We start from the raw sequence: 26,300 nt of genomic DNA, 5'->3' as shown, positions 1-26,300 counted from the left end.
AAAAAAAGCGCGATTTCTAATCGCGCTTTTTTTTAGTTGAGCATTGGGTAAGTTGTTCAACCAAATAATCAATAAAAACACGAACAGCGGGCAATAGACCGCGTCTCGATGGATAAACTGCGTGGAAAATACCGTGTGGTGCCGTCCATTCGGGTAAGACAGTCACAAGTTGTCCTGTTTTTACAAAGTCTTGGGCAATACTGTCGGGAAGCAGGGCGATCCCACAGTTTTGAGTGGCTAATTCCGCCAGCATCAGTAAATTTGAACCCATAATCACGGGGTTTACTTTGATCTTTTTCTGCTGATGGTCAGGGCCTGTTAACAAGAATTGTTGATCGAGATGATCTTCAGCCATGCTGATAATACGATGTTCTGCCAGTTGTTCTGGGCTATTGAGATGACCAAATTCATTTAAATAGGCTTGGCTGGCGAAAAGACGTTGTTCAATCGCTTCGAATTGGCGCAATACAAGGTTTGGATCATCATCTAATTTAGAGCGAACACGCAGCGCCAGATCGACACCTTCATTGATGACATCAATACGGCGGTTGCTGATCATCATCTGTACCCGAACTTCAGGATATTTCTTCAAAAAGGCCGGTAGGATTTTCGCCATCTGATTTTGAGCAATATCGACTGGTACACTGACTTTGATGACACCACGTGGCTGACTGCTCAAATGATTGACCACATCATGCGCTGCTTGGGCTGCATTCATCATCACCTGTGCATGTCGGTAAACATCCATACCAATATCAGTCACGGCAAAATGACGTGAACTACGTTGAATCAGACGTACACCTAATTGTTCTTCGAGATTGTAAACCCTACGGCTGAGTTTAGATTTAGGAATGTCTGTTGCACGTTCAGCAGCACTAAAGCCACCATGTTCTACAACCAGCGCGAAGCAATAAAAATCATCTAAATCCGTTAGCATTACGCTATAAACTCCAGCTTATTGTGATCAAGTTAAATGAATATAAAAGTGATTATTAAACATTGTGGGCTAATAATATAGCCCGAACCTGCTGATATTGTTCCATTCGCTCAAAATCTTTTGCGGTTGGTGATGGAATTCGAGATAAGTCCATATTGTCAGTGATATCAGCCAATTTCACAACACGTGCTAAAGGGTTTTGTACAGTGCGCTGAGCGGCTTCGATTCGAGACTCACCATCTAGTTTGGTGAGTGCAACGATTGCTTCGATAATGTGTGTCTGGAATCCTAAAGCTTGTAAATCTGCAATGCTTGTTTCGGTATCTTCTAAGACATCATGCAGAACAGCAATGATTTTATGATCCATACTGGGTACATTCAGCATCACTCTGAGTGGGTGTAAATTATAGGGGGCATTGGCTTTGTCAACTTGACCTGAATGTTGTTTTGCGGCAAATGCAATTGCTTGTTCTAATGTCGCCATCAGCTAAATCCTCCGCTTCAAGATAGATTAGCGCGTCATATTCTTTTAAACTGGCTGAAATTTTTTGCGCTTAAGTATTATGTCATATCAACTTATCAATATTGTCGATGCGACCCAAAACATTGTATGTCCTTTTTGTCAGCATGCGGTTCTAGACTGGGATCAAGAGCAGTATATTCAACCTTGTGAACATACGCTATTTATGGCAATGGATTTAGGTTTTGAATTTATTGCTGATCGTTTTGAAGAGGTTTTACCACAGTCAGTGGATGAAATTCATGAAGATCCAAATATGAATATTTTTGCTAGTGTTACTCAAGCTCACTATGCCGACATGCACATTTATAAAGCAGATTTAGGTGTGGAAGGGTTATTCCGCTATGTTGGATTTAGTCAACATTAAAATCCTTCCAATAAAAAAGCCAATCATTTGATTGGCTTTTTGCTTAACAGCTTATGCTTCAGGTGCTGGGCTGTACTGTTCAACTAATGGTTTTAACTCACCATTTTGGAACATTTCAAGCATGATATCGCTACCACCAATAAGCTCGCCATTGATCCATAATTGTGGAAAAGTAGGCCAGTTCGCAATTTGAGGTAAAGTTGCACGAATATCTTGATTTTCCAAGATATTTACATAGGCAAATGGACGACCAATTTGGCTAAGTGCTTCTACTGCACGAGCAGAAAAACCACATTGCGGAAATTGTGGAGTGCCTTTCATGTAAAGTAAAACAGGGTGTTTCGCAATTTGATCACGAATTAACGCTACTGTATCACGCGCTTGTTCCGTCATAGATAGATCCTCAACTAATCTCCTTGCATTATACCTAAAAAAAAGCGCGGCGGAGGATTGCGAAAGATTTTTCTTATATAAATGTGACTTTAGGCTTTCAATCTATGCAAGTTTTTGCTTATATAACTTTTTTCACCACAACTACTGATAGATTGAGTTTGTTATGACTAATATCACTCTTGCTCCTGTGCAACCTGATCAACCATCACACCTTATGGCAACCTATGGTCGCCAAGCGATCAGCTTTGTACGAGGACGAGGGGCGTATCTATATACGGCAGAGGGTACAGAATATTTAGATGCGTTAACGGGGATTGCTGTGTGCGGTTTAGGACATGCACACCCTGTTATTGCAGAAGCGATTGCTGAACAAGCTGCGACTTTGGTACATACCAGTAACCTATATGAAATTCCTTGGCAAACAGCTGCAGCACAGAAACTGGCAGAAGTTTCAGGGATGGAAGAAATTTTCTTTTCAAATAGTGGTGCTGAATCAAATGAAGGTGCGATCAAAATTGCACGTAAATTTGGTGCTCAACAAGGCATTGCATACCCTAAAATTTTAGTCGCGGAACAATCTTTCCACGGCCGTACCTTGGCAACCTTGTCTGCAACTGGCAATAAAAAGGTTCAGGAAGGCTTTGCGCCCTTGGTTGAAGGTTTTATTCGTGTGCCGTTTGGAGATGTGGAAGCAATTCAAGAAGCAGCCATCAACCATCCAGATATTGTTGCCATCCTGATTGAGCCTATCCAAGGTGAAGGCGGCGTGAATACAGCACCACAAGGGTTTAGTTACTTGGAGGATGTACGTGCGCTATGTAATCAGCACAATTGGTTGATGATGCTAGATGAGATTCAAACAGGGAATGGCCGTACAGGTAAATACTTTGCTTATCAACACACCAGCATTATTCCTGATGTCATGACTACAGCCAAAGGCTTAGGAAATGGCTTTCCAATTGGTGCGGTGATGACACAAGGTAAAGCTGTGGGTTTACTGGGTGCAGGCAGCCATGGTTCAACTTATGGTGGAACAGTGCTAGGTTCACGTGTGGTATATACCGTACTTGATACTCTGGAAAAGGAAAATGCAGTTGAGAATGCTGCTACAGTAGGTGCCTATATTGTTGATCAACTCAGAGCGCAATTGGCAGATTACAATGTTCAAGTGCGTGGCTTTGGCATGATGATTGGGATTCAGCTACCAAAAGACTGTGCTGAACTGGTTGCGATTGCACGTGATGAATATAAGCTGATTATCAATGTAACGGCTGGTTCAGTGGTACGTTTATTACCGCCATTAAACATGACACAAGCGCAAGCAGATGAGTTACTACAACGTCTTGTTGCTGTGATTAAGAACTTTCTAAAAGCATAATCGTTGTAGGTTGAAGAAAAGGGCAATTCACTTGCCCTTTTTTGTTTGTATAGAGAATCAGCCAGAAATATATTGTTGAAGCTGTTCAATCAGAATACGTTGATCATCCATCGCTGCTTTAACTAAGTCTCCGATAGAGATAAAGCCAACTAACTTTTCTTGATCAAGCACAGGTAAATGACGTAAATGACGGTCAGTCATGAGGTTAAGGCATTCTTCTACCGTATGGTTTAAACCTACAGAAATTACTTTTGATGTCATAATGTCTGACACAGGCGTATTGTTTGAAGAACGTTCCATTAAAGCAATCTTACGGGTGTAGTCACGTTCAGAGAAAATTCCAACGACTTTCTCATCTTCGGCAACGACTAAAGCACCAACACCTTTTTCTGCCATAATTTTAATTGCTTCAAGTACAGTCGCATTCGGTGAAATGGTGAAAATTGATTGTACTGCTTTATTCTTGATGACTTGAGCAACGATTGTCATTGTTTATCCACCTGTGTTGTATTGTCATTTTCATTTAACTTAACGGTATTTTTTTTAAATGCAAAGCCCTAATTTCATTCCAATGATAACTTTTCTTCATGAGTGTCTAAAAAGTCATCATTGGATTAGAGAGAATAATTAAACCGTCACTGCTGATTGATGTGGCATAAAGAAGAAATGCTGCATTTGCTGAGTTGAAAGTTTAAATTTACGATGTGAAGAGTTAAATAAAGCAGGTTCAACTTGTAAACGGGTTAAAGTTGGAAGCAAGGACTCATGGAAATCTTTCGGCGTAATCTTACGTGGTGTGTAGTTTTTCCAGTGTGCTTTAGCATAGCGATGAGCTTGGACGCCGTTTAGCCAAAAGGGGAATACGTGACCATCTTGATCCGATTTGATTGCCCAACCCTGATGGTATAAACCCCAAAGAACGCCGCAATACATCATTGTTTTTAGAATTGAAATTTTAAACATCAACTCACGTGAGACTGGTTGGAAATGGCTAAAACGATACATGTTATTAAACTAATATTCTTAAACTTATGTTTTATTATAAGAAAGATAGATGGCAGTTATGTTTAAACAATTGATCTAAATCGTAAGCAAATATTGTAGGTATCTCATCCAAGCGGTTAAAGCTTTACTGCAGCGCAAGTTAGGAATATGAAAGAACCATGTTGATTCGTTTTATGGAGGTATTAAAAAACGCCACCTAAGTGACGTTTCATTATGCTTGTAAGGTTGCCATCTTCTGCCAATACTGTGCTTTCAAGGAATCACGTTCTACTCGGAAGCCTTGATAATACAACTCTGCTAAAAATAATGCCGCTTTACCGTGACCTGCTTTAGCTACTTCTTCAAGCTCTTTCACTGCATCTTGGAAGTTTTTTTGCGATTGAATTGTATTTACCGCATTTGCATATACATGCTCTAGTTCATGGTGTGTAAATTGTTGAATCATATATAACTCCTTATTTTAATTATGATTACCGCAAATTCTATTCAAAGTTACTCTACTTTGAATTTAAGCTACTTTAACTTAGATTTGTTAAATTATTATGACAAAATTGATTGAATTGTCAAATATATTCGGTGTCATTACGTAAATAAAATCTTACACGATTAAACATTTGTCGCAAATAATTTTAAGTAAAATCAAAGTGAAAATAATAGAAAAGGAGAATAACATGTCCAATGTCATTGATGGCGTAACTGTGGATGTTCCACCATTAGAAAGTCAAATTATTGCGTTAGCTCATCATCATCGTCAATTACTTGATGAAGCCATTTTCCATCAAGAAATTCACTTGGGTGATTACTGCTTAGCACAACGTAAACGCGTGTATGACTTTGCCAGTCATTTAAGTCCTGAACAAAAAGATCAGTTTTATCGGATCTACGATGGAGAGTTGAAAAATATTGCCGATGATGATGACTTACATCCTGCAGATGCTGAAAGTGGTGTAGGGATGTTTGCCATTTTTATTACCTTAGTCATCATTGCATTTATTTTGTACTTTTCCTTCGTTCGTACATTAGTCAGTTAATCATTGCTAAAGTAGTGTGCGTTCAATAAGTTGTGGAATTGTGACTTATTGAACGTTGTGCTTGTCCTTAGCGAATCAGAGACTTACACTACCTCTAATTCGAGGTAGATTATGTTGTCTATAATTTTTAAACATAAGGTTATGCAATCCAAATTAGGATTTAAGTTGGACCAATTTTACAATGTTTTGGTCGGTATTATTATTTTGTCTATTTTTATACTTGCGTATAACGCATTGCAACGTCCAATTAACACAGCGCAGTACCAAAAAGTTGTTCAGTATGCACAACAGGCCAGCCATCCAAGAACACAGCATTTGGCCGAAGATACTTTGGAGCAGGCTAAAATTCGACGTGTAGATTATCTAAAGCTTTTAAATGCTTACCAATTTGAATCGAATCGTATTAAACAATATCCCGCAATGGCAAAAGAAGATGAGTGAGTTTTAAACGACTCATTTCTATTGATAAATGAATGGCTTGTCACGGTCGGGAAAACGAAATCAATTTATGCTAGACTGACCGTCTTTTTTAAAGCTGCTTTATTCTCAAGGAATCGACATGCAACAGCAATCGAATATGCAAAATAAATTCTTGATAGATGCTGACATTGGTGATGATGATGTCACATTACCGAATTTACCTGCTGTCGATGTTCCCATTATTGATGAGCCAGTTGTAAAAACTACAGTTGAGACGCCAGCACCTGTAATAATTGCAGCAACAGCACCTGTTGTCGAAGAAGAAACCCAAGCTACGGGATTCTTTGGCCGCATGAAAGATGGTTTGACTAAAACACGTCGTAGTTTCACCGATGGTATGGTCAATATCCTGATTGGTGGTAAAGAGATTGATGACGAGTTATTAGAAGAAGTTGAAGAACAAATGTTGGTTGCCGATATTGGTGTAGATGCAACCAAAACCATTATTGCCAATTTGACTGAAAGAACAGCTCGTGGTGATTTGATCTATTCCCATGCGTTGTACAAAGCACTGCAAGAAGAATTAGTCGCTTTACTCGCACCGCGTGTTAAACCGCTGCATATCGATCCTAACAAATCGCCTTATGTGATTCTCATGGTCGGTGTAAATGGCGTGGGTAAAACTACAACCATTGGTAAATTGGCGAAGCGTTTACAAGGCGAAGGCAAGAAAGTCATGCTTGCTGCAGGTGATACGTTCCGTGCGGCAGCGACTGAACAACTGCAAATTTGGGGTGAGCGTAATGACATCCCTGTGGTTGCTCAAGGTCACGGTGCAGACAGTGCTTCGGTTATTTTTGATGCTTTTGAAAGTGCGCGTGCTAAAGGCATTGATGTCTTGATCGCGGATACTGCAGGGCGTTTGCAGAATAAAGCCAACTTGATGGAAGAGCTGAAAAAAGTGAAGCGTGTGATGCAAAAGATTGATGCAACTGCGCCACATGAAATTATGCTCATCGTTGATGCTGGTACGGGGCAAAATGCAATTAACCAAGTTCAGCTGTTTGATGAAGCTGTTGGCTTAACTGGGATTACCATTACCAAGCTTGATGGTACAGCAAAAGGCGGCGTGTTATTTAATATTGCAAGTCGTACCCATGTGCCGATTCGTTATATCGGTGTGGGTGAGAAGATTGATGATTTACGTCCTTTCTCAGCTAAATCATTCGTTGCTGCATTATTTGAAACCGATAAGTAATTAAATTGTGTTAAAAAAGACTCCACGACATGTGGAGTTTTTTATTTCGAATAAAAAATAAGACTGTTTCAAAAATAAAACGATCTGTCATGTTTTTTAGACTATTCCTAAAAAATGCGTCGTTATACACTACATTCAATCCAAGATAACGCCCCAAAGGGCACAAAGGTAGGAATAACAACATGAGCAACTTCTTAAATAGCATTAAATCACGTCGTACCATTTATGCGATTGGTAAAAACCTTACAGTTGACCAAACTAAAATTGAAGAGACCATCCGTGAAGCGGTAAAACACAGCCCATCATCATTCAACTCGCAAACCTCACGTGTTGTGACTTTGTATGGCAACTCTCATATTAAATTTTGGGAAATCGTACGTGAAACTTTGCGTAAAATGGTACCAGCAGAAGCATTTGCAAATACAAGTGCAAAAATTGATAGCTTTGCTGCTGGTTTTGGTACAGCGTTATTCTATGAAGATCAAGATGTTGTAAAAGGCTTACAAGAGCAATTTGCATTATATGCAGATAACTTCCCAGTTTGGTCTGAGCACTCAAGTGCAATTGCACAGTTTGCAACTTGGACTGCTTTGTCAGAAATTGGTGTAGGTGCATCATTACAGCACTACAACCCAATTGTTGATGCAGAAGTTGCGGAAACTTTTGATATTCCAGCAAACTGGAAATTACGTGCTCAGCTTGTATTCGGTTCAATCGAAGCAGCGGCAGGCGAGAAAACATATATGGATGATTCTGCACGTTTCAAAACGTTTAACTAAGTTTTAAAACGAGTAGCAAAAAAGGGCACTGTTTAGTGCTCTTTTTTTTATTTCTACGAATGGAATTTCAAGTAGTGCTGACGAAATGGGCAGCTTTGTACATACTTTGTGAGAACTGGTAATCCAGAATGTTGAGTTAGAGGATAGTAGAAAAAGAATGATTGGAGATTTTTTTGTTTAAGTGGTTGATTTAAATTAAAAATTTACAAGATAAAGTATTGGGTTTAGATATTACCAAAGATTTGCACAAAGAGGTGTTGAGAATAAATAATATGATTGCTAGAGTTGTTTCAAAGATTACTTTTAAAAAAGCACTTTAAAGTGCTTTTTTGTTGTCTTGTTATTTTCATAATAGTTTGCTTTTATGGTTGTTCAGATTAATAGGAATTCATCATGAAAGAAGCAATAGAACAATATCGCCAAGAACGAGCAACATTAGAAAATGAGATTTCAGATTTCCTTGAGAAGAAATTTGCAGAATTCAAAGACAAGACTGGTGCGGAAGTCATTCACCTTGAGGTAGAGTTTGATTCAACTGATGATGAAGAAGCGGAATTCTTTATTTCGAGTGTGTTTATTGGAACTGATCTTTAATTGAATCAAGAAATAAAAAAACCTCCTTCGAGAGGTTTTTTTATGGGAAATTTATTTTACTTGTGAAGTAAAAAAATATAAGAATTACATCATCAAGGATCTTTCGTAAAAGGGTTATGATTTTTTATAATAATCATAAGTTTTTGTTTTTAATATTTAATTTGAAATAATGGTGAGTAAATAATAAAATATACATTTGTCTTTATTTGTTTTGTGTTGAGTTTTTTGGTGAAAAAATTAGTAATTCTTCTTATAAGTACGGTAATTTGTGGTTCGGTGTATAGTGCAGATGATATCTTCAGCAAAGATAAATCACTTTTAATTCTAAATAATGATGAGCCTCATAAAGAGGTTAAAAGTAGTGAACAGTTTGATTTCTTTGAGTCGATGAAGCAACAAGAACAAGATCGTGTCAATCAACGTAATTATGAATTAGAGCAAGCGCACGTAGCACAACAACATACATCTAATATGAGTCCTCATGATAGGTCCCAATATTATCTGGAACATAGACATTTCGATGCTTTGAATGCACAAGGTCATGAGCAACAGTTCAACTCAATTTTGAAGGCGAAGAATAGAGGTTTAATTTCTGAAAAAGATTATCAGCAAAGAATTGCAAAACATAATCCGGTGCCATTGGATCAGAGAAATAATCAACTTAAATTCTCAATCCCAATTGGGGAATAAGTTAGTTAACGGCAAAGCTCATCAAAAGATGGGCTTTTTGCTTTTCTGTGGTATAAATTATCACCAACTATAAGGGTGATATATGACAGGCAATTCAGCTAAATGGCTTTGTGTTGGTGGTGTTTTAAGTAGTGAGTGGAGAGAACAGCAGTTAGATACATTCGATGTTGATCCCAATGATTTAGATACTCATAGTTATATACCAATGAAACTTATTAATCCTATAACCAAAGAAGAGCAGCATTTCTTTGTATATACAGAATTACAAGAGCAAGCATATGACAGGGCGATAAATTTTGCCTTTTGGAAAAACCAATAAAAAGAGAAAGCCTCCTTCGGGAGGTTTTCTTTTATGCCCTGCAACTGATGGGGCTTTTTATTGGCAAAACTATTGCTGTAAACATTCAGTAATCATTGTTCTGTAATTGTCAGATTCTTTGAAATACGCTTGTTGGCTCAAATTTTATTTATTAAATTCTACAAGTCGTACTGTTTTGAGCTGATTACAGTACGATGGGTTTAGTTGAGACTGACATGACTGAAATTGAACCCCTTTTGCCCATCAGATTAATTTTTTGATGGGATTTTTTTGTTTAACCAGATAAATATTTGGAAGAAAACTTTCTGTAAATCTATTCTTTTAGAAAGAATCTAAGGATTTACTAAGGTGCTTGGAAGGTCTAAAAACCTATTTAACGTGAAATTTTGAGGCTCAATGATGCAATCTGTTTTCTTTGCAAACTTAAATGATAGCAAGTTTACTTTCATCAACGTTGAATCAATGACTGAAGAAATATTTTGGTGCAGTACAAAATTTTGTTTTAATTCAGAGAAAGAAATATATATCTATCGACGGAAGGATCTAACATCAGATGAATATGATGAACTAATTCGCCAGGCACACAAAAGATTTGATTAAGCTATCTGTAGAAGATCCAGTAAAACAATAGTTTGGCTTTATGACAACTAACAGTTTTGTCAGAATTTTGCAGGCACAAGAAAAATTTGTTATTTTTATTTTACAAAACAAAATGTTAGATAAAGTCATTTTCTTTTGCCATATATATGATGTATATATCTTAAATAAGCCGAATTGTTGCAATAGACAGTTTTGGTTTTTGTCATAAAATGGTCATAATCGCGGAGCATAGTGCTTACGATTTCATAAATTGTTTATACTGAGAAGAGTCTAATGTCTTTAAGAGTTGGTGTTGCTGCTTTCGGTTTATTATTAAGTAGTTCAGTTTTTTCTGCAGTCACTATTACTGCCCCTGAAGAAATCGTGATTCTTGCTGTAAATGGTCAAGAAGTAAATAGTGGATTAATTCCATCAAAGAAGAATAACTATCAAGTAGATCCAGGCAATTTAACTGTTAATGTTCGCTATCGTGAATATTTTGAGCATTTAAATGGTGAACATGACATCGTTAAATCAGGCGTTGTGACCATTCAAGCACCAGATTTACAAGACAATCAGTCTTATAGTCTAGGTTTGGTCAATGCACCTAAAAACTTCGATGCCGCAAAGAAGTATGCAGATCAACCTACTGTTGCTTTGTATGATCAAAATAAAAAATTGGTGGTACAGCAAACAGGTGCAAATAATGAAGCACAGCCATGGTTTACTGGCAGTAATTTATTAAGCCGTACTTTGGATTTAACCCAAAAGAATAAGAATAATGCTGCGAATCAACCTGCACCTGTTTATGCAGGAACCACAGCACAAGTAGTTGCAACTGCGCCTGTAGCGGTAACAACAGCAGCGGCAGCCGGTACAGCAAAAACCACAGATCAACAATTGGCAGAATTGTGGCAGAAAGCATCTAAAGCTGAGCGCCAAAAATTTATGGCTTGGTTAGCTGGTCAAACAAACTAATCTAAAATTTAATAACAAAGCCGATGTTTTCATCGGCTTTGTTTTGTGTGGAATAAAATAAAAATGTCTTTAAAGATTAGAAAAGCAAAGAATAGTGATTTGGAACAATTGGTTAAGCTGATTAATATCGCTTATAGAGAACAATCAGAACGTAGTTGGACAACTGAAAAAGCGTATGTACAAGGCGATCGCATTTGTAAAGTTCAATTAGAACAAATATTGCAGCAACTAAATTTCGAATTATTGGTGGGTGAACTAGGTAATGATGAGATTATTGCCTGCATTGGATTAAGCTTGAATGCTGATTGTATAGAGATAGGTACTTTTGCGATTGATCCAAGCATACAGAATCAAGGCTATGGGCGTGAATTACTCAATTATGCGGAGTTATATATTGCACAAAATTATCCAAAGATTCGTGATTTAGTCATGCATGTTCTGGATGTTCGTATTGAACTGTTGGCGTATTATCAGCGCCGTGGTTACCAAATAACGGGACGGAAAAGCGAATATCCAATTGAGGCTGATGTAGGGCAACCCATTGTACCTATTCAACTGATTGAAATGAAAAAATCTCTTTAATGCATAAAAAAGCCATGATGAATTGGAACAATCATGGCGTTAAGAACAGGAGGTTATGCTTGGTTTTCAGTAAGCGATGGTACTTGGTCAACTTTTTGCGTAGACCAAATTGAACCAACTGGTGTAGCTTGAGCACGCTCTCTGGCTTGTTGATAAAAACGTATAAATATTAAAGCAAATACCAAAGCAACGATATCAATCCAAATCAAATGAGCTGTTGAATACCAAAGTCCTTGAATTGGAAACACATAGGCAAGTAGAGAAGTCGCAGGAATCAGTAATAAAACAAGCGCAATGGCGAAGAACAGTTGAGCTAAAGCCGTTGCTGCACCAATAATAAAACTGTATGAAATACAAGCAACAAATGCTAAATAGTAGCTATACATAAATACATAGTTATGACTTTGTAATTGCAATGGTATGATATGATATGGGTCCATCAACCAATCAACATACTGGTAAATATCGCTAACATACAACCTAAGCAAGCACCTATGGTCAGATTGGCAATAAACATGACATCTTTACGCTGTTGTGGTGCTGGTAGGTTCATTCTTCTGTTTACGCAGGCGTGTTTCAATCCACAGAATATTGCCTGAATAGAACAAAAACGAATGGTTCTGAAATCGAAGCCAGTGGTGAAATCCTATAGGTACTCATAAAAAAAGGCTTTCAAATTTGGCAGCCTTTTATATAAAAATAGCAGTAGATAAAAATATTAAGTTAGATTTTATTTTACATTATGGGACTTTTTTGCATTAATTTTGGCTGGAAAAAGTCTTGTTTTTGATGTTTTTTAGCTATTTAAGTATTTGTTAATACAAGTATTTATTCTGATTTTGTTAATCGCTCTGAAATTGAATAGACTTAATGCAGTACTCATGTTTGAGATGGTTTTATCCCTTTGCTTTATTTAAGATGATCGTGAAAATTTAAAATATTGATTCAATTGATGGAATATTTTGCATGATTTTAAATAATGAGAAAATAGATTGAGGGTGGTATGTTTTGGATTGTATTGTTTGTTGTTTTAATTGTGATTTATCTGCTATTCAAAGCATATAATAGTTTGCAAGCGAAAGCAGAGTTTATTAAATCAAGTCTTTCAAATATTTCTGTATCTTTGCAAAAGAAAGTGAATCTGATTAATCAGTTAATTGATGTGGTAAAGAACTATCAAGATGGGGAGCAACTCTTGCATCTGACTATTTCTAAAGATGCAACCAAGGCAAACGAGATTGTTTCTGGGCAGCGTGAATCTCAGGTGGCTTTGATGGGAATTCAGGGTCTAGTTCAGCGTTACCCAGATCTTAAAGCAAACGAACAATATCAAAGTTTAATGCAAAGTATCAAAGCTGTTGAAGATGAGATTGGTCATCAACGCGAAACGTTTAACCATTACGTTCGAGAATACAATACCAAACGAGGTTCTATCCCAACTGTTTTTATTGCGAATGCACTCAAATTTTCTGAAGCACCCTATTTGGATTTTTCAGTTGAAAATACGGAACAACACATTCTAAAAGATTTTCATACCGATAGTGCTGAGCATTTAACAGCACTTTTGGGTTCAGCAAAAACCAGTTTAGTTGATGGTTCAAAAGCACTTGCCAATAAAGCATTAGATACAAGTAAACGCATTTTGGAGAGTGAGCAAGTTCAGAACTTAAAAGAAAGTGCAGTGTCAAAGTATCAGCAAATAACAGATACACCGAAGCAGGTAGAGCAAAATACTGAAGAGTTTTCTGATACAAAGGCTATTGATCAAACCGAGCAGGCTCAAATTGATCAGTCTGAAAATGTTGAGCAAGCTCAAACATCGAGTAAGGCAGAATGAGTCAGTTTAAGCTTGAACAAATTTTTTAGCTTTGAGTGTCTCGTAAATAAAAAAACTGCCAGATTAACTGGCAGTTTTTTTATGGTCGGTGTAAGGGGTTAATTTCCAATCCAAATAAAATAGCCCAACACCATTAATGGCCAAGCGATATAAGGACTAAATAACCATTTCCATAACCAGAACCTTGGTATAAACCCAACTCCATGCACGAAGCCACCAGAAATCCCAATCATTACCAACATCAGCAAGCTATGATTGTAATGTCCGTTAGCATCCAACATCAGCGATGGATGGACCAGTAAAATAGCAGCAAGCGGCAATGCCAACAAAAACGAAATGGTCATTGCAAGTACTTGCGCTTTACTATTCTTCGGTGTTGTCATTGCTTCAGCCATTCTATTATTCCTCATCTAAATCTTGATGATGTTCGATATACAGCGCACTGAGTACACCTGCGAAACATGCCATCAAGACACCTAGAATCCATGCAAAATACCACATGTCATATCTCCTGATTAATACAAACTATGTGAATTTTCTTCGATATGTTTGTTGGTGATGACACCCCACATTTTGTAATACGACCAAGAGGTATAGATCAAAATGAGAGGGACGAAGATACATGCAGCAACGGTCATTACCCCAAGGGTTTTGTGACTAGAAACCGCATCCCACATGGTCAAGCTTGAAGTTGGATCAATGCTTGATGGTAATAAGAATGGGAACAAGGCAAAACCAGCAGTGAGAATTGCACCAACTATCATCAGGCTTGTACCAGTAAAACTCACAGCCGCTTTATGTTTCGCTGCACTGACAATGACCAATAGCGCACCGAGGATCGCAGCGATAGGTGCAGCCATGGTGATCGGATACGTTGTATAATTGTTTAACCAACCATGATTGGCATTGGTCACCACATCTTTCGCAAGCGGATTCAGCGCAGCGTTGGTATTGACCGCAGTTGCATAGCTATAACCTGAGATATTGCCAAACAATAACCATGCACCCGCAGCCAAGAAGCACACAAGGAACACGATTGCCATGATTTGTGTTGCTTTGGCAGAACGGTTATGCAAATTGCCATCGGTACGTAGCATCAGCCAAGCACCACCATGCGCACATAGCATTGATAGGCTGACAATACCGCAAATCAGTGCAAACGGATTCAATAGTGCAAAGAAGCTACCAGTATATTGCGAACGTAAGGTGTCATCTAAGCTAAAGGGTACGCCGAGGAACAAGTTACCGAATGCTACGCCAAACACCAGCGCTGGAACAGCACCACCGATACATAAGCCCCAGTCCCAAGAGGTACGCCATTGGGTATTCTCTAATTTAGAGCGATAGTCGAAACCGACGGGTCGCAGGAACAGGGCAAATAGCACCAGTAATAAGGCCCAATACATGCCAGAGAAGGCAACTGCATAGACCATTGGCCAAGCAGCAAACAGTGCACCACCTGCTGTAATAAACCAGACTTGGTTACCATCCCAGTGTGGTGCGATGGTATTGATTGCAGCACGGCGTTCAGAGTCAGTTTTACCTACAAATGGCATCAGTGCCATTGAGCCCATATCGAAACCATCGGTAAGTGCAAAGCCAATCAGTAGTACACCAACGAGCACCCACCAGATAATTTTTAGGAGTTCATATTCGATCATGATTGAGCCTCCCCAGTTTTTGCTTCTAGTTTTTCAAAATGATATTTACCAGTATGCAAAGAACTTGGACCTAAACGAGCAAATTTGATCATTAAGTACATTTCAATAATGAGTAGTACGGTATAGAACGCTGCAAGCGCAATAATCGAGCCCCACACATCACCAGCGCTGACGCTTGATGCAGAGAGGTGTGTTGGTAAGATTTCACCAATCGACCATGGCTGACGACCACCTTCAGCTACATACCAACCTGTTTGAGCTGCAATCCATGGGAGAGGGAGAGCAAACAAAGCAAATTTGAGTAACCAAGGTTTATCTTCAGCATTACGTTTTGCCACAGCCCAAGTCGCGAACAGGAATAACAACAGCATCAGGAAGCCAGAAGCAACCATGGCACGGAAAGAGAAGAACAGTGCCGCGACGTTTGGAATAGTATCTTTAGTTGCAGCTTGGATGTGTTCTTCAGTCGCATCAACCACATTTGGAGAATATTTTTTCAAGAGTAGGCCATAACCTAAGTCTTTTTGATTTTTCTCAAATGAAGCCAATAAGTCAGGAGAACGGTCACCGGCACGCAGTTTTTCTAACTCGCTATAGGCCACCATACCGTTACGGATACGTACTTCATGTTCTTTCATCAAGTCACGTAAACCCGTTACTTCTTTATCGGTAGAACGTGTTGCAATAATCCCCATCACATAAGGAATTTTAATTGCATAGTCGGTACGCATTTCCTGCTGATTTGGGAGACCAAATAAGGTGAATGCAGCAGGTGCAGGCTCGGTATGCCATTCTGCTTCGATTGCAGCAAGTTTGGTTTTTTGAACATCACCCAACTCATAACCAGACTCATCACCAAGAAGAATCACAGATAATGTTGAGGCTAAACCGAAGATTGCAGCGATGGCGAATGAGCGGCGTGCAAAAGGTAAATCACGTTTCTTTAATAAGTAATAGCTTGAGATGGCGAGTACAAAGATTGCACCAGTGACATAACCCGCAGAAACCGTATGTACAAATTTGACTTGCGCCACAGGGTTAAAGATCAGTGCACCAAAGTCCACCAGTTCCATACGCATGGTTTCGTAGTTAAATGCAGCACCGACTGGGTTTTGCATCCAACCATTGGCGATGAGAATCCACAAGGCAGACATATTCGAGCCAATCGCCACCAACCAAGTTACACCTAAGTGTTGTACTTTAGAGAGACGATCCCAGCCAAAGAAGAATAAACCAATAAAGGTGGATTCTAGGAAGAAAGCCATCAAGCCTTCAATTGCAAGCGGTGCCCCGAAAATATCGCCTACATAGTGAGAATAATAAGCCCAGTTGGTACCGAACTGGAATTCCATAGTCAGGCCAGTGGTTACGCCTAAGGCAAAGTTAATCCCGAAGAGTTTCCCCCAGAATTTGGTCATATCTTTATAAATTTCTTTACCAGAAATCACATAGGTGGTTTCCATGATGGCAAGAATAAAAGCCAGACCTAAAGTTAGAGGGACGAAAAGAAAGTGATACATTGCGGTCATTGCAAATTGGAACCGCGAAAGATCGACCACGCTTTCAGAAATCATCAACGTGTCTCCTGAGTTTTGGACATGTCACCAGCAATACGCTCGGCAACTTCATTGTTAAAATCTTTTGGAATCGTTGGCGCATCAAACCAGATGTGTTTAATCACCAAGAGAAGTACAACTTTAATAATAAGAATAATCGTGATTTCTCTGATGAGTCGCCGATTTGGATCTTGAGAACTCGTGTTCATAGAACCTAGCCTCATATTTAAAGAAGATGTAAAACATTATTAAATAAAATTCATTGAAAATAAACCTTTAGTATTTTTAAATAATTTAAAATTAAATATTTGTTTTAAATCATATGGATATTCTATTTTTGTTAAAATATTTAAAATAATTATTTTAACCAACCAAAATAATATGAATTAATTTTAAAACCTGATCAAAACGGTTGTATTTATATTTTTAAATCTGATTAAAAAGATAAGGTTTATACTGAATTAAATAAATATTAAACCAACTAAAATAGTATGAATATAAAATTAATAATATATACAGTGACTTATCGTTTTAATTACATAATTAAATAATTCTTACAATGAAGTCTCTACAAAACCTAGTGTATAGATAGAGATTATTCTAAAAAATGTGATAGGTATCACTGTTGTGTTTTTTGTGCCAGTGAGATCATGAAAACAACAAGAAGGGAAGAGCTAAATTCAAAACTTTTGCAGGATATATTTGTAATAAAATGTAAAAATTACTGTTTTTCTCTACTCAATCGCAATTTTGAGACAAAAATCAGTCTGGTGCGAATAAGTTATTTGAGAGAGATATTTTTTTCGCGAGATAGTGTGAGTTTGATTTTTGGCTAATTAACAACACTTGGGACTGTAATTCCAATTCACCGTACTCAGGTTCAACTTGTACATAATAGAGTTGTCCGAATTCATCACGCACACGCGCCTGAGCTGAGAAACCAGGGCGTGCATTTCCAGTTGAGATTGTGGCTAAACGGCCAACCAAATTGGTATGTGTATGAGTGACTTTGGGTTTGATCACCTGATCTAGGTAATGAATCATAAATACGGTAAAGAAAATATCGATGATCAATGCTGGAACAAATAAATAGTAAGGTGAAATGAAGTAGTGCTGCAAAGCAAAGAACGAGAGTTCCAGAAAATAGCCTGCAAAACTAAAATTAATCAGTAAAAAAACAAAGATCAGGTATTTAGAAAATTTCACGTCGAGTAGAGGTGAATTCAGTAACCAATCTGGGGTGAGCTTTTGAACCAATTGACTCGGTCGTAAGCCAATAACAATCCCGATGGTTTCTGCAATGCTGAGCACAATTAAAGCCACGACACTCATATGAAATGGCATCAGATAGTAATTGAGGAAAAACTCAGTCATCGCAGAATTCATGATCTAGGGCTTAATCAATATAGATACCACCGTCTGAGTGGACTTCCAAATTTACTTTCTCAAGGAATTCACCTAGACATGGGCCTGAAATACATTCACCTGTTTCGACTGAAAATAGTGCGCCATGGGTAGAACATTGAATATATTCTTTATCTTGGTCCAAGAACTGATTTTCTAAATACTCAAGTTCAGTTTGCAAGTGTGGGCAAACATTTTGATAGGCATAGAAGCTGCCATCTTTTTGAGTAATAAAAATCGTGGTCCCTTTCATGGTGTCGTATGCACGAGACTCACGTTCAGGGACTTCTTCAGTCATGCAAATCTTTTCCATGTTATGCACATTCCTGTTGAGCTTTTTGGAATTGTTCAAAGAGTTTAGCGTAATTTTCTACGCTTAAACGTGGTCCATATTGAGCAACCACTTCACTTGAGATCAAAATAGCAAGTTGTGCTGCAGCTTCCAAGCTTAAACCAGCATTGATTGCATATAAAAATGCACCAGAGAATGCATCGCCAGCACCATTGGTATCTACGGCTTCAACTGTACGACCATTGACATGGAAATGGTGTACTTGATCAACAATCACAGCACCTTTAGCGCCTTGTGTAATCACAATATGTTGATTTTTTAATTTTAGGCTTTCAATTGCCGCATCAAGATTGTCTGTTTCGGTAAACATGAGCGCTTCTTGCTCATTACAGAATAACAGATCTACACCATCATCTAAGAGTTCGACCAAACCTTGACGTGCATATTGCACCATTGCAGGATCGGAGAGTGATAATGCAATTTTAACGCCGTGTGCTTTAGCCAGTTCACGTGCCTGCTTAACTGCAACACGTGCGGTATCGCTGGTTGATAAGTAACCTTCGATATACAGCCATTTTGCGGTTTTAAGTGGTTCAAAGTCGATTTGTTCGTCGGATAATTCAGCGGTAATCCCAAGATAGGTTTGCATGGTACGTTCTGAATCTGGGCTGATCAGAACCATACACGTACCTGTAACACCTTCACTGATTGATTGTGTTGTGGTTGTAATGCCAGCTTCGTTTAAGCCATCGAGATAAATGCGACCGAGTTCATCATTACCCACACGACAGCCATAAAATGCAGTACCACCTAAGGCACTAAATGCAACGGTTGTATTCGCTGCTGAACCACCACTCGCTTGGCCCTTGTAGCTTTGAGTATCTTGTAATTTTTGATATAAATTTGCCTGTGTTTCACCATCGCCTAAATGCATTGTGCCTTTTGGCAATCCCTGTTGCGTTAGAAACTCATTTGAAACCTTAAATTCTTGGTCAATGAGTGCATTACCAATTGCAAAAAGATCAACAGTTGCCATGTTTGTCATCACAGTAAAAATCAAAAAGCAAAGTTTACACGAATGCTACGGATTACAGTAGTTTGTTGAAGAAAATTCAGCAAAGTATAGGCTCACAGTGAATGAAGGAAAGAAGATGAGGCCAGACCACTTTAGAATTGAAAGAAGTCTGGAATTGCCTGCACAAATAGATGTTTTGATCCAATATTCAGAATGTGAGGGCTTCCGCTTCTTAAATAGATAAAAACAAGATTTTCAATCAGGTACCAATTGTTTTGATCGGATCGGAGAAGCACTTTTTGTTGTGTATGATCAACATGATACTTTGATTGCCATAGGTGGAGTGAATCAAGATCCTTTTGCCGAATCGAAGAGAGTTGGGCGTTTACGTCGTTTCTATATCCATCCAGATTATCGTGATAAAAAAATAGGTACTTATTTATTGATGCATATTGAACAATACGCAAAGACTTATTTTGAGCGGCTTGATTTATTTACTGATACAGCACAAGCGGCTCACTTCTATCAAAGTCGGGGATATCAATCTATCGTGTCAGCACATCACAATTTTTACAAGATTTTATGAAACGCTGTTTTGGATTAGGCGCTGCATTTTTCTACAAAAACATAGTAATTTACATGGATATCGATACGTATTCTTCGGTAGACTCTCTATAATCAATTGTAATGAATTTAATAGAGATAAATTGGAGATCACATGACTGTAGATGTTACTGAAAGCATTACTCAAACCACACATCCCGCGTTTCAGCTATTACGTCAACACCATGTAGAAGCACTCGATATTCAAGTTTCAGAATATAAGCACAAAGTGACTGGTGCAGTTCACTACCATTTAGCCACAACGCATGACGAAAATGTGTTCTTGGTGGCATTTAGAACGCAGCCGATGGATTCCAAAGGTGCTGCACATATTTTAGAGCATACGGCACTCTGTGGTTCTGAAAAGTTCCCTGTACGTGATCCGTTCTTTTTGATGATCCGCCGTTCATTGAACACATTTATGAATGCATTCACAGCAGCGGATTGGACAGCGTATCCTTTTGCAACACAGAACAAAAAAGACTTTCAAAACTTATTGTCTGTGTATTTAGATGCGGCTTTTGCCGCGAATTTAAATCCTTTGGATTTTGCGCAAGAAGGTATTCGTATTGAGCTGGAAAATGATCAAGCCGTTTATAAAGGTGTGGTATTTAATGAAATGAAAGGAGCGATGAGCTCTCCTTCAGATCAGCTATATCATCAGCTTGCACATCATTTATTCCCAGAAACGACCTATCACTACAACTCTGGTGGCGATCCTAAAGATATTCCAGACCTAAGCTATGAGCAGTTGGTGGATTTCTATAAAATTCACTATCACCCAAGTAATGCCGTGTTCATGACCTTTGGCAATCAAAGTGCGTATGACCTGCAAGAGCAATTTGAGAAATTAGCTCTACATAAGTTTTCTCAAGGGACAACTTTATATTCAAAACCTGAGAAGCGTTTAACTGCACCTGTAGAAGTGACTGAAAGCTATGCGGTTGACAGTGAGGATCTGAAAGACAAGACTTACCATGTCATGTCGTGGTTGTTACCTGAAACCAGTGATACTAAATTACGTCTAGGTATGCGTTTGGTTGAGGGAATTCTATTAGAAAATTCTGCTTCACCTTTACGCCATTACTTAGAAACTTGTGGTTATGCACAATCAACAGGTCCTTTAATGGGAGTTGATGACAGCAACTTTGAAATGACCTTCTATTGTGGAGTTCAAGGCTCTAATGCTGAACATGCAGAAACATTTAAAAATGGCATTCTCGATATTCTGAAAGAGGTTGCTTCTAAGCCAGTAGATACTGATTTTGTCGATGCAATTCTTCATCAAATTGAATTACATCAACGTGAAATCAATGGTGATGGAACACCGTATGGTCTCAGTCTGATTCTGAATGGACTAGGTAGCGCGATTCATCATAGCGATCCAGTTCATGTCTGGGATGTGGACTCTGCGATTGAACAAGTGAAAGAAGAGTTAAAAGACCCAATGTGGTTATCAAACTTAATTCAAACTCACTTGTTGGATAATCCACACCGTGTACAAATGACTTTAGTACCTGACGCAACGAAATCAGTGAAAGAACAACAGGCTGAACAAGCACGTTTGGCTGAGATTACAGCTCATCTCACGGATGCGCAGAAAGTTGAAATCCAAGAAAAAACGGCTGCATTAAAGCAACGCCAAGACACACCAGATGATCTTGAATTGTTACCAAAAGTTGGTTTGGAAGATGTGCCTGCTGAATTGCAAATTGTGCAAGGTCAACTACGTGAAATTATTTGCAATGGCTTAGACACGCCGTTGAATTTATATCATGCAGGAACCAATGGTATTTACTATCAACAAGTGTTGATTCAGATTCCTGATGAGATCGTGCAATCTCCATACTTCAATTTACTCTCAATTCTAATGGGAGAAGTTGGTGCGGGTGAGTACGATTATTTGGAATTCCAGCAAATCCAAACCGCAGTAAGTGGTGGTTTAGGTATGGGAGCATCATTGCGCAGCAAGGTCGATGACAAAGACCGTATTAGTGCATGGCTCACGCTGACGACAAAATCACTGACGCAAAAACTAGATGCAATTCAATTATTAAAATTGGCATTTGAGCAACTTCGTTTTGATGAGAAAGACCGTATCATCGAGTTATTGCAGCAACGTAAAACTCGCTGGCAATCACGTTTGTCTGGCTCTGGTCATAGTTATGCCATGCAAGCTGCCTCACGTCAAATGAGCGCACTTGCTCGCCGTGATTATCACAATACGGGTTTAGGCGCATTAAACTGGCTCAGTGACTTGGTTGCGAAAATTGATCAAGATGATAGCGCTTATCAAGCATTGATTACTGAATTACAGTCGATTCATCGTAAGTTGCTGCAAGCACCTAAACAATTCTTGTTGGTATGTGAAGAACATCAATCTGATCGTTTAGTTGAAGAAGTTCAAAACGTTTGGGATAAGCTAGTTGTTGATAAAACACCTGTCACTTTAACGCAAGTAGAACAGGTCAATACTTCAGATGATGAAGCATGGTTAATTCAAGCGAATGTTCAGTTCTGTTCATCTGCTTATCAAGCAGTTGATGTCGCACACCCTGATGCAGCACCTTTGATGGTATTGGCAGCTTATTTACGTAATGGTTTCTTGCATAGTGCCATTCGCGAAAAAGGCGGTGCATATGGTGGTGGTGCAAGTTATGATGGCAATGCGTGCTCATTCCGTTTCTATAGCTATCGTGATCCACGTCTAGCGGAAACGTTTAATGATTTTGAAGCCAGTGTGCAATGGTTACTGAATACCGAACAACAACCACATCAACTCGAGGAAGCAATTCTAGGTTTGGTGGCTGGTATGGATAAGCCAGGCTCACCAGCTGGGGAAGCAATTACCGCATGTTATGCCTTATTGCATGCACGTACGCCAAAATTCCGTAAAATCTTACGTGAGCGTTTACTTAACGTGAACTTAGAGGATTTACAGCGTGTTGCGAAGCAATATCTATTGGCTCAAAAACCAGTGAAAGCGGTGGTTGCGCCATTTGCGAAACGTGAAGAATTGCAGAAACTTGGATTTAATATCCAGCAAGTTAATTAATAAAATAAAAATCGGAGAAATCTATGGCGTTCAAATCTTTTGAACGTAGTCATTTGGAGCTGAGTATCCTTGCGATACTTGGCTCTTTAGCGACATCGTTGTCACATGCTGAAGCGACAGCACCGGCAAGTCCTGCAACCGTTGATGCCTGTGTGGCCTTGGCCGCAAATGCTGAGCGTCTGGCTTGTTATGACAGCCTTTTTAAAGCGCCGACCATTATTCCAACACAAGTTCAGACCGATGCCGCACCTATGGTTGCAGCGGCTATGCCTGTGGCTGAATCGAGTGAACCAGCCAAACCAGAGTCGTTGAAAGATAAGGTGGTTCAAAAGGTCAGTGACTTGCATATATTAGGCGCTGCACCAAAATTTGATCCAAATGTTTCATTACTCGATCGCCGTTGGGAATTGTCAGAAGAAAGTAAATTGGGGGTATGGAATATTCGTGCTTATCAACCGGTTTATCTGTTACCAGTGTTCTGGACCAGTGATAAAAATGAATTTCCAAGCAGTCCGAACCCTGAAAATACCGTCAAAAATAAGCAAGAGTTGACCTCGAGCGAAGCAAAGTTCCAGCTTTCGTTTAAGACCAAAGCTTGGGAAAACATCTTTGGTAATAATGGTGATCTCTGGTTGGGTTATACGCAATCTTCACGTTGGCAAGTTTATAACTCAGAGGAATCAAGACCATTCCGTGAGACCAATTATGAGCCTGAAGCGAGTTTGATGTTTAGAACCAATTATGAAATTTTAGGTCTAAATGCACGTTTGCTTGGGGTGACTTTAAACCACCAATCCAATGGTCGTTCAGATCCGTTATCGCGTAGTTGGAACCGTGTGATTTTTAATCTTGGTTTTGAAAAAGACAACTTCGCACTGATGCTGCGTCCTTGGTACCGTGTTGAAGAAGATGCCAAAGATGATAATAACCCTGATATTAAGGATTATATCGGTCGTGGTGATTTAACCGCATTTTACCGTAAGGGCAATAATGATTTTTCTTTGATGTTACGCCATTCATTAAAAGGTGGTGATCGTTCACATGGTGCGGTTCAGTTTGACTGGGCTTTCCCAATTAAAGATAAATTACGCGGTCATTTTCAAATATTTGATGGCTATGGCGAGAGCTTGATTGATTATAACCACCGAGCGACCTATGTCGGCTTGGGTGTATCTTTAATGAACTGGTACTAAATGAGTTTAAATATTCCAGAGTCCTTATTACAGCTTGAAGCAAATTGTGGTGTCTTTGCACTCTGGTTAATCGTGAAGCAATATCATACGCATATTGATATTGCTGATCTGATTCGCTTGTCTGGTCATGACCGAGAAGATGGAACATTTACCATTGCTTTGGCTGTGGCACTGAAAAAATTAGGGTTTGACGTGTCATTCTATACAGCACCTGACCCTAATATTGATGAAAGGGAAAAGCAAAGTTATCTTGATGCGCAGCGTCTTCAGATTCCCATTCAGGCGGCTTTAACTTATTCAGAGATTCAGCGAGCTTTTGAACAAGGCCATTTCGTGATTGTGTTTTATGACACATTACAAGGTATGGGGAACCAATCCTTAATTTATTCAATCGATGAACACGACATTAGTTTTTGTGATCATTTTGACGTGATGTCTAAAACAGTGTTTGAACAACAACGTCAAAGTGATGAAATTTGTCGACAAGTGATTGTGATTGAACAGCCTTTGGATCATCATCCAATCTGAATATTGGCATTGGCATGTTTTAAGCGGCTCTTCTTCGGCGTCGCGATTAAATAAGCCAGTGTTAACGGCCCTAATCGTCCCGTAAACATCAGCAAACTCAGCACAAACAAACTTCCATCATGCAACTGACCTGTTGCACCTCGTGACAGTCCTACAGTACATGCCGCAGAGACCACTTCAAACATCAGATCGAGCACATCTAATTTTGGCTCAAGCAGGAAAACAATAAAGCACCCCACAAAAACGAGCATGCCTGTAATGGCAGTCACTGCAAGTGCTTTATAAGTCGTTTCTTGTGAAACTGAATGGTTAAAAATCCGAATTTCTTCATTACGGCGTAGAAAGGAAATCACACAGAGCAATAAAATTACAAAAGTACCGACTTTAATACCGCCTGCGGTACTGAGAGAACCACCACCAATAAACATCAATAACATGGTCAATAGAGCCGTACTATGTTCCATTGAACCTGTATCAATGGTGTTAAACCCTGACGAACGTGGCACAGTTGCTTGAAACCATGCATTCATGGCTTGCTCACTTAAACTCATCGAACCTAGGGTAAGCGGATTATTTGACTCTAATAACCAAATTAAGATAAATGCAACAAGATTTAAAATTGCAATCGTACTGAGGATCAATTTGCTGTTCGGGGTCAACTTGCTCCAGCGTTTATTTTGTTTAACATCAATCAGAACCAAGAAGCCAATCCCGCCTAAGGTATATAACATACTGATGGTGAGACAAATCAGATAGTGGCTTTGAAAGTTAATCAGACTGTTATCAAACAGGGAAAAACCTGCATTATTAAAAGCTGAAACACTATAAAAAACAGCATAATAAAGGCCGCGATCAAAACCATACATTGGAGCAAAGGAGGCTGTCAGAATAATGACGCCAATCAACTCAAAGAACAGGGTATACAGCACGACGCCTTTGGCAACAAAGGTGACTTTAGAAAGGCTGGTTTGACCTAAACTGTCTTGCGCCATCATTTGTTGTTTTAGCCCCAGTTTTGGAGCAAGACTTAAGGCTGCCAATATAGCGAAGGTCATAAAACCTAAACCACCCGATTGAATCAACAAAAGGATAATAAACTGCCCAAGATGATTGAATGAATCATTTAGGTTTACGACTGATAAACCTGTAATGGTCACAGCCGAAGTTGCTGTAAACAAGGCATCCATCCAACTGACATTGCCTTTATTTGCAATCGGCATTTTTAGTAATATCGTGCCAATAATAATAAAACTAAGAAACCCAATCGCGAGTAAAGACGGTGGGCTGAGGTTGAAAATTTTCTGGGAGTTTATTTTGAATGCCATA

At 38.9% G+C, this 26,300-nt stretch carries 30 protein-coding genes and 2 pseudogenes; 16 read left to right on the top strand and 16 right to left on the bottom strand.

The window, feature by feature from the left end; translation table 11 throughout:
• Positions 1–16: 16 nt before the first annotated feature.
• Complete coding sequence (locus F902_RS12995; RefSeq protein ID WP_005204100.1) at positions 17–937, bottom strand: LysR family transcriptional regulator; 921 nt, start codon at positions 935–937, stop codon at positions 17–19.
• A 55-nt stretch (positions 938–992) separates the two neighbouring features.
• The gene (locus F902_RS12990) at positions 993–1,421 is read right to left on the bottom strand and encodes a hypothetical protein (RefSeq protein WP_005204099.1); all 429 of its coding nucleotides are present in this window, start codon (positions 1,419–1,421) and stop codon (positions 993–995) included.
• 79 nt (positions 1,422–1,500) lie between these two features.
• Here F902_RS12990 and F902_RS12985 point away from each other — a divergent pair, with 79 nt between their 5' ends.
• On the top strand, positions 1,501–1,824 hold the full coding sequence (locus F902_RS12985) for a hypothetical protein (RefSeq protein ID WP_005204097.1): 324 nt from the start codon (positions 1,501–1,503) through the stop codon (positions 1,822–1,824).
• Positions 1,825–1,875: 51 nt separating this feature from the next.
• Here F902_RS12985 and grxD read toward each other — a convergent pair whose 3' ends face one another.
• A complete protein-coding gene (grxD, locus tag F902_RS12980; protein WP_004639270.1) occupies positions 1,876–2,217 on the bottom strand; it encodes a Grx4 family monothiol glutaredoxin in 342 nt (113 codons plus the stop codon).
• 163 nt (positions 2,218–2,380) lie between these two features.
• On the opposite strand from grxD, the gene F902_RS12975 reads away from it, so the two are divergent.
• Positions 2,381–3,595: an aspartate aminotransferase family protein gene (locus F902_RS12975; RefSeq protein ID WP_005204095.1), complete on the top strand. Its 1,215-nt coding sequence runs from the start codon at positions 2,381–2,383 to the stop codon at positions 3,593–3,595.
• A 57-nt stretch (positions 3,596–3,652) separates the two neighbouring features.
• Here the strand turns inward: F902_RS12975 and F902_RS12970 are convergent, their stop codons facing one another.
• The 3 genes from F902_RS12970 to F902_RS12960 all read right to left on the bottom strand — a co-directional run bounded on the left by F902_RS12970 (position 3,653) and on the right by F902_RS12960 (position 5,045).
• A complete protein-coding gene (locus F902_RS12970) occupies positions 3,653–4,084 on the bottom strand; it encodes a CBS domain-containing protein (RefSeq protein ID WP_005204092.1) in 432 nt (143 codons plus the stop codon).
• A 138-nt stretch (positions 4,085–4,222) separates the two neighbouring features.
• Positions 4,223–4,600, bottom strand: coding sequence for a DUF2750 domain-containing protein (locus F902_RS12965; protein WP_004806719.1), 378 nt, complete (start codon positions 4,598–4,600; stop codon positions 4,223–4,225).
• Positions 4,601–4,811: 211 nt separating this feature from the next.
• Positions 4,812–5,045 carry an SEL1-like repeat protein gene (locus tag F902_RS12960; RefSeq protein WP_004653777.1) on the bottom strand — a complete coding sequence of 78 codons (234 nt, stop codon included), beginning with the start codon at positions 5,043–5,045 and terminating at the stop codon, positions 4,812–4,814.
• A gap of 226 nt (positions 5,046–5,271) precedes the next feature.
• Between F902_RS12960 and F902_RS12955 the strand changes: the two genes are divergently transcribed.
• From F902_RS12955 to F902_RS12910, 9 genes are all read left to right on the top strand, one after another.
• Complete coding sequence (locus tag F902_RS12955; protein ID WP_004806721.1) at positions 5,272–5,631, top strand: hypothetical protein; 360 nt, start codon at positions 5,272–5,274, stop codon at positions 5,629–5,631.
• Positions 5,632–5,742: 111 nt separating this feature from the next.
• Complete coding sequence (locus F902_RS12950) at positions 5,743–6,072, top strand: hypothetical protein (RefSeq protein WP_004806727.1); 330 nt, start codon at positions 5,743–5,745, stop codon at positions 6,070–6,072.
• Positions 6,073–6,190: 118 nt separating this feature from the next.
• Positions 6,191–7,309, top strand: coding sequence for a signal recognition particle-docking protein FtsY (ftsY, locus tag F902_RS12945; protein ID WP_005204090.1), 1,119 nt, complete (start codon positions 6,191–6,193; stop codon positions 7,307–7,309).
• A gap of 182 nt (positions 7,310–7,491) precedes the next feature.
• Entirely contained in the window at positions 7,492–8,088 is a 597-nt protein-coding gene (locus F902_RS12940) for a nitroreductase family protein (RefSeq protein WP_005204088.1), read from the top strand.
• A 393-nt stretch (positions 8,089–8,481) separates the two neighbouring features.
• Entirely contained in the window at positions 8,482–8,682 is a 201-nt protein-coding gene (locus F902_RS12935; protein WP_004806733.1) for a hypothetical protein, read from the top strand.
• A 228-nt stretch (positions 8,683–8,910) separates the two neighbouring features.
• Positions 8,911–9,372: a hypothetical protein gene (locus F902_RS12930; RefSeq protein ID WP_005204086.1), complete on the top strand. Its 462-nt coding sequence runs from the start codon at positions 8,911–8,913 to the stop codon at positions 9,370–9,372.
• Between the two features lie 82 nt (positions 9,373–9,454).
• On the top strand, positions 9,455–9,691 hold the full coding sequence (locus F902_RS12925; RefSeq protein ID WP_005204084.1) for a hypothetical protein: 237 nt from the start codon (positions 9,455–9,457) through the stop codon (positions 9,689–9,691).
• Positions 9,692–10,564: 873 nt separating this feature from the next.
• The gene (locus tag F902_RS12915; protein ID WP_005204082.1) at positions 10,565–11,248 is read left to right on the top strand and encodes a YccT family protein; all 684 of its coding nucleotides are present in this window, start codon (positions 10,565–10,567) and stop codon (positions 11,246–11,248) included.
• A gap of 63 nt (positions 11,249–11,311) precedes the next feature.
• A complete protein-coding gene (locus tag F902_RS12910; protein ID WP_005204081.1) occupies positions 11,312–11,830 on the top strand; it encodes a GNAT family N-acetyltransferase in 519 nt (172 codons plus the stop codon).
• A gap of 53 nt (positions 11,831–11,883) precedes the next feature.
• On the opposite strand, the pseudogene F902_RS22900 reads toward F902_RS12910, so the two are convergent.
• Positions 11,884–12,444: pseudogene (locus tag F902_RS22900) on the bottom strand (PepSY domain-containing protein); the annotation flags it as partial.
• Between the two features lie 389 nt (positions 12,445–12,833).
• Between F902_RS22900 and F902_RS12900 the strand changes: the two are divergent.
• Positions 12,834–13,667, top strand: coding sequence for a LemA family protein (locus tag F902_RS12900; RefSeq protein ID WP_005204076.1), 834 nt, complete (start codon positions 12,834–12,836; stop codon positions 13,665–13,667).
• A gap of 98 nt (positions 13,668–13,765) precedes the next feature.
• On the opposite strand, the gene F902_RS12895 is transcribed toward F902_RS12900, so the two are convergent.
• The 8 genes from F902_RS12895 to F902_RS12860 form a co-directional block, all read right to left on the bottom strand.
• On the bottom strand, positions 13,766–14,062 hold the full coding sequence (locus F902_RS12895; protein ID WP_004806745.1) for a cyd operon YbgE family protein: 297 nt from the start codon (positions 14,060–14,062) through the stop codon (positions 13,766–13,768).
• 4 nt (positions 14,063–14,066) lie between these two features.
• A complete protein-coding gene (gene cydX, locus F902_RS22155) occupies positions 14,067–14,168 on the bottom strand; it encodes a cytochrome bd-I oxidase subunit CydX (RefSeq protein ID WP_004653762.1) in 102 nt (33 codons plus the stop codon).
• 14 nt (positions 14,169–14,182) lie between these two features.
• Complete coding sequence (cydB, locus tag F902_RS12885) at positions 14,183–15,328, bottom strand: cytochrome d ubiquinol oxidase subunit II (protein ID WP_005204073.1); 1,146 nt, start codon at positions 15,326–15,328, stop codon at positions 14,183–14,185.
• A complete protein-coding gene (locus F902_RS12880) occupies positions 15,325–16,902 on the bottom strand; it encodes a cytochrome ubiquinol oxidase subunit I (protein WP_004806748.1) in 1,578 nt (525 codons plus the stop codon). Before F902_RS12880 ends, cydB begins: the two co-directional genes overlap by 4 nt.
• Entirely contained in the window at positions 16,902–17,093 is a 192-nt protein-coding gene (gene cydP, locus F902_RS12875; RefSeq protein ID WP_004806751.1) for a cytochrome oxidase putative small subunit CydP, read from the bottom strand. The genes F902_RS12880 and cydP overlap by 1 nt, the downstream gene beginning before the upstream one ends.
• Before the next feature lie 553 nt (positions 17,094–17,646).
• Positions 17,647–18,258, bottom strand: a complete 612-nt coding sequence (locus tag F902_RS12870; RefSeq protein ID WP_171061069.1) for an OB-fold-containig protein — start codon at positions 18,256–18,258, stop codon at positions 17,647–17,649.
• A gap of 22 nt (positions 18,259–18,280) precedes the next feature.
• A complete protein-coding gene (locus F902_RS12865; protein ID WP_017402009.1) occupies positions 18,281–18,586 on the bottom strand; it encodes a Rieske (2Fe-2S) protein in 306 nt (101 codons plus the stop codon).
• Positions 18,587–18,602: 16 nt separating this feature from the next.
• Positions 18,603–19,616 (bottom strand): adenosine kinase, encoded by a 1,014-nt coding sequence (locus F902_RS12860; RefSeq protein ID WP_005204069.1) that lies wholly within the window; start codon positions 19,614–19,616, stop codon positions 18,603–18,605.
• A 115-nt stretch (positions 19,617–19,731) separates the two neighbouring features.
• On the opposite strand from F902_RS12860, the pseudogene F902_RS12855 reads away from it, so the two are divergent.
• The 4 genes and pseudogenes from F902_RS12855 to F902_RS12840 all read left to right on the top strand — a co-directional run bounded on the left by F902_RS12855 (position 19,732) and on the right by F902_RS12840 (position 24,974).
• Positions 19,732–20,181 (top strand): annotated as a pseudogene (locus F902_RS12855) (GNAT family N-acetyltransferase).
• A 132-nt stretch (positions 20,182–20,313) separates the two neighbouring features.
• Positions 20,314–23,253 (top strand): insulinase family protein, encoded by a 2,940-nt coding sequence (locus F902_RS12850; protein ID WP_005204065.1) that lies wholly within the window; start codon positions 20,314–20,316, stop codon positions 23,251–23,253.
• 23 nt (positions 23,254–23,276) lie between these two features.
• A complete protein-coding gene (locus F902_RS12845; protein ID WP_005204063.1) occupies positions 23,277–24,446 on the top strand; it encodes a phospholipase A in 1,170 nt (389 codons plus the stop codon).
• Complete coding sequence (locus F902_RS12840; RefSeq protein ID WP_005204061.1) at positions 24,447–24,974, top strand: cysteine peptidase family C39 domain-containing protein; 528 nt, start codon at positions 24,447–24,449, stop codon at positions 24,972–24,974.
• Here the strand turns inward: F902_RS12840 and F902_RS12835 are convergent.
• Complete coding sequence (locus F902_RS12835) at positions 24,962–26,299, bottom strand: TrkH family potassium uptake protein (protein ID WP_005204059.1); 1,338 nt, start codon at positions 26,297–26,299, stop codon at positions 24,962–24,964. The genes F902_RS12840 and F902_RS12835 overlap by 13 nt on opposite strands.
• Between the last annotated feature and the right edge of the window lies 1 nt (position 26,300).

It is taken from the genome of Acinetobacter higginsii (assembly GCF_000369525.1).
GTDB classification, from domain to species: domain Bacteria; phylum Pseudomonadota; class Gammaproteobacteria; order Pseudomonadales; family Moraxellaceae; genus Acinetobacter; species Acinetobacter higginsii.
This window is presented reverse-complemented; position numbering and strand designations above follow the sequence as displayed.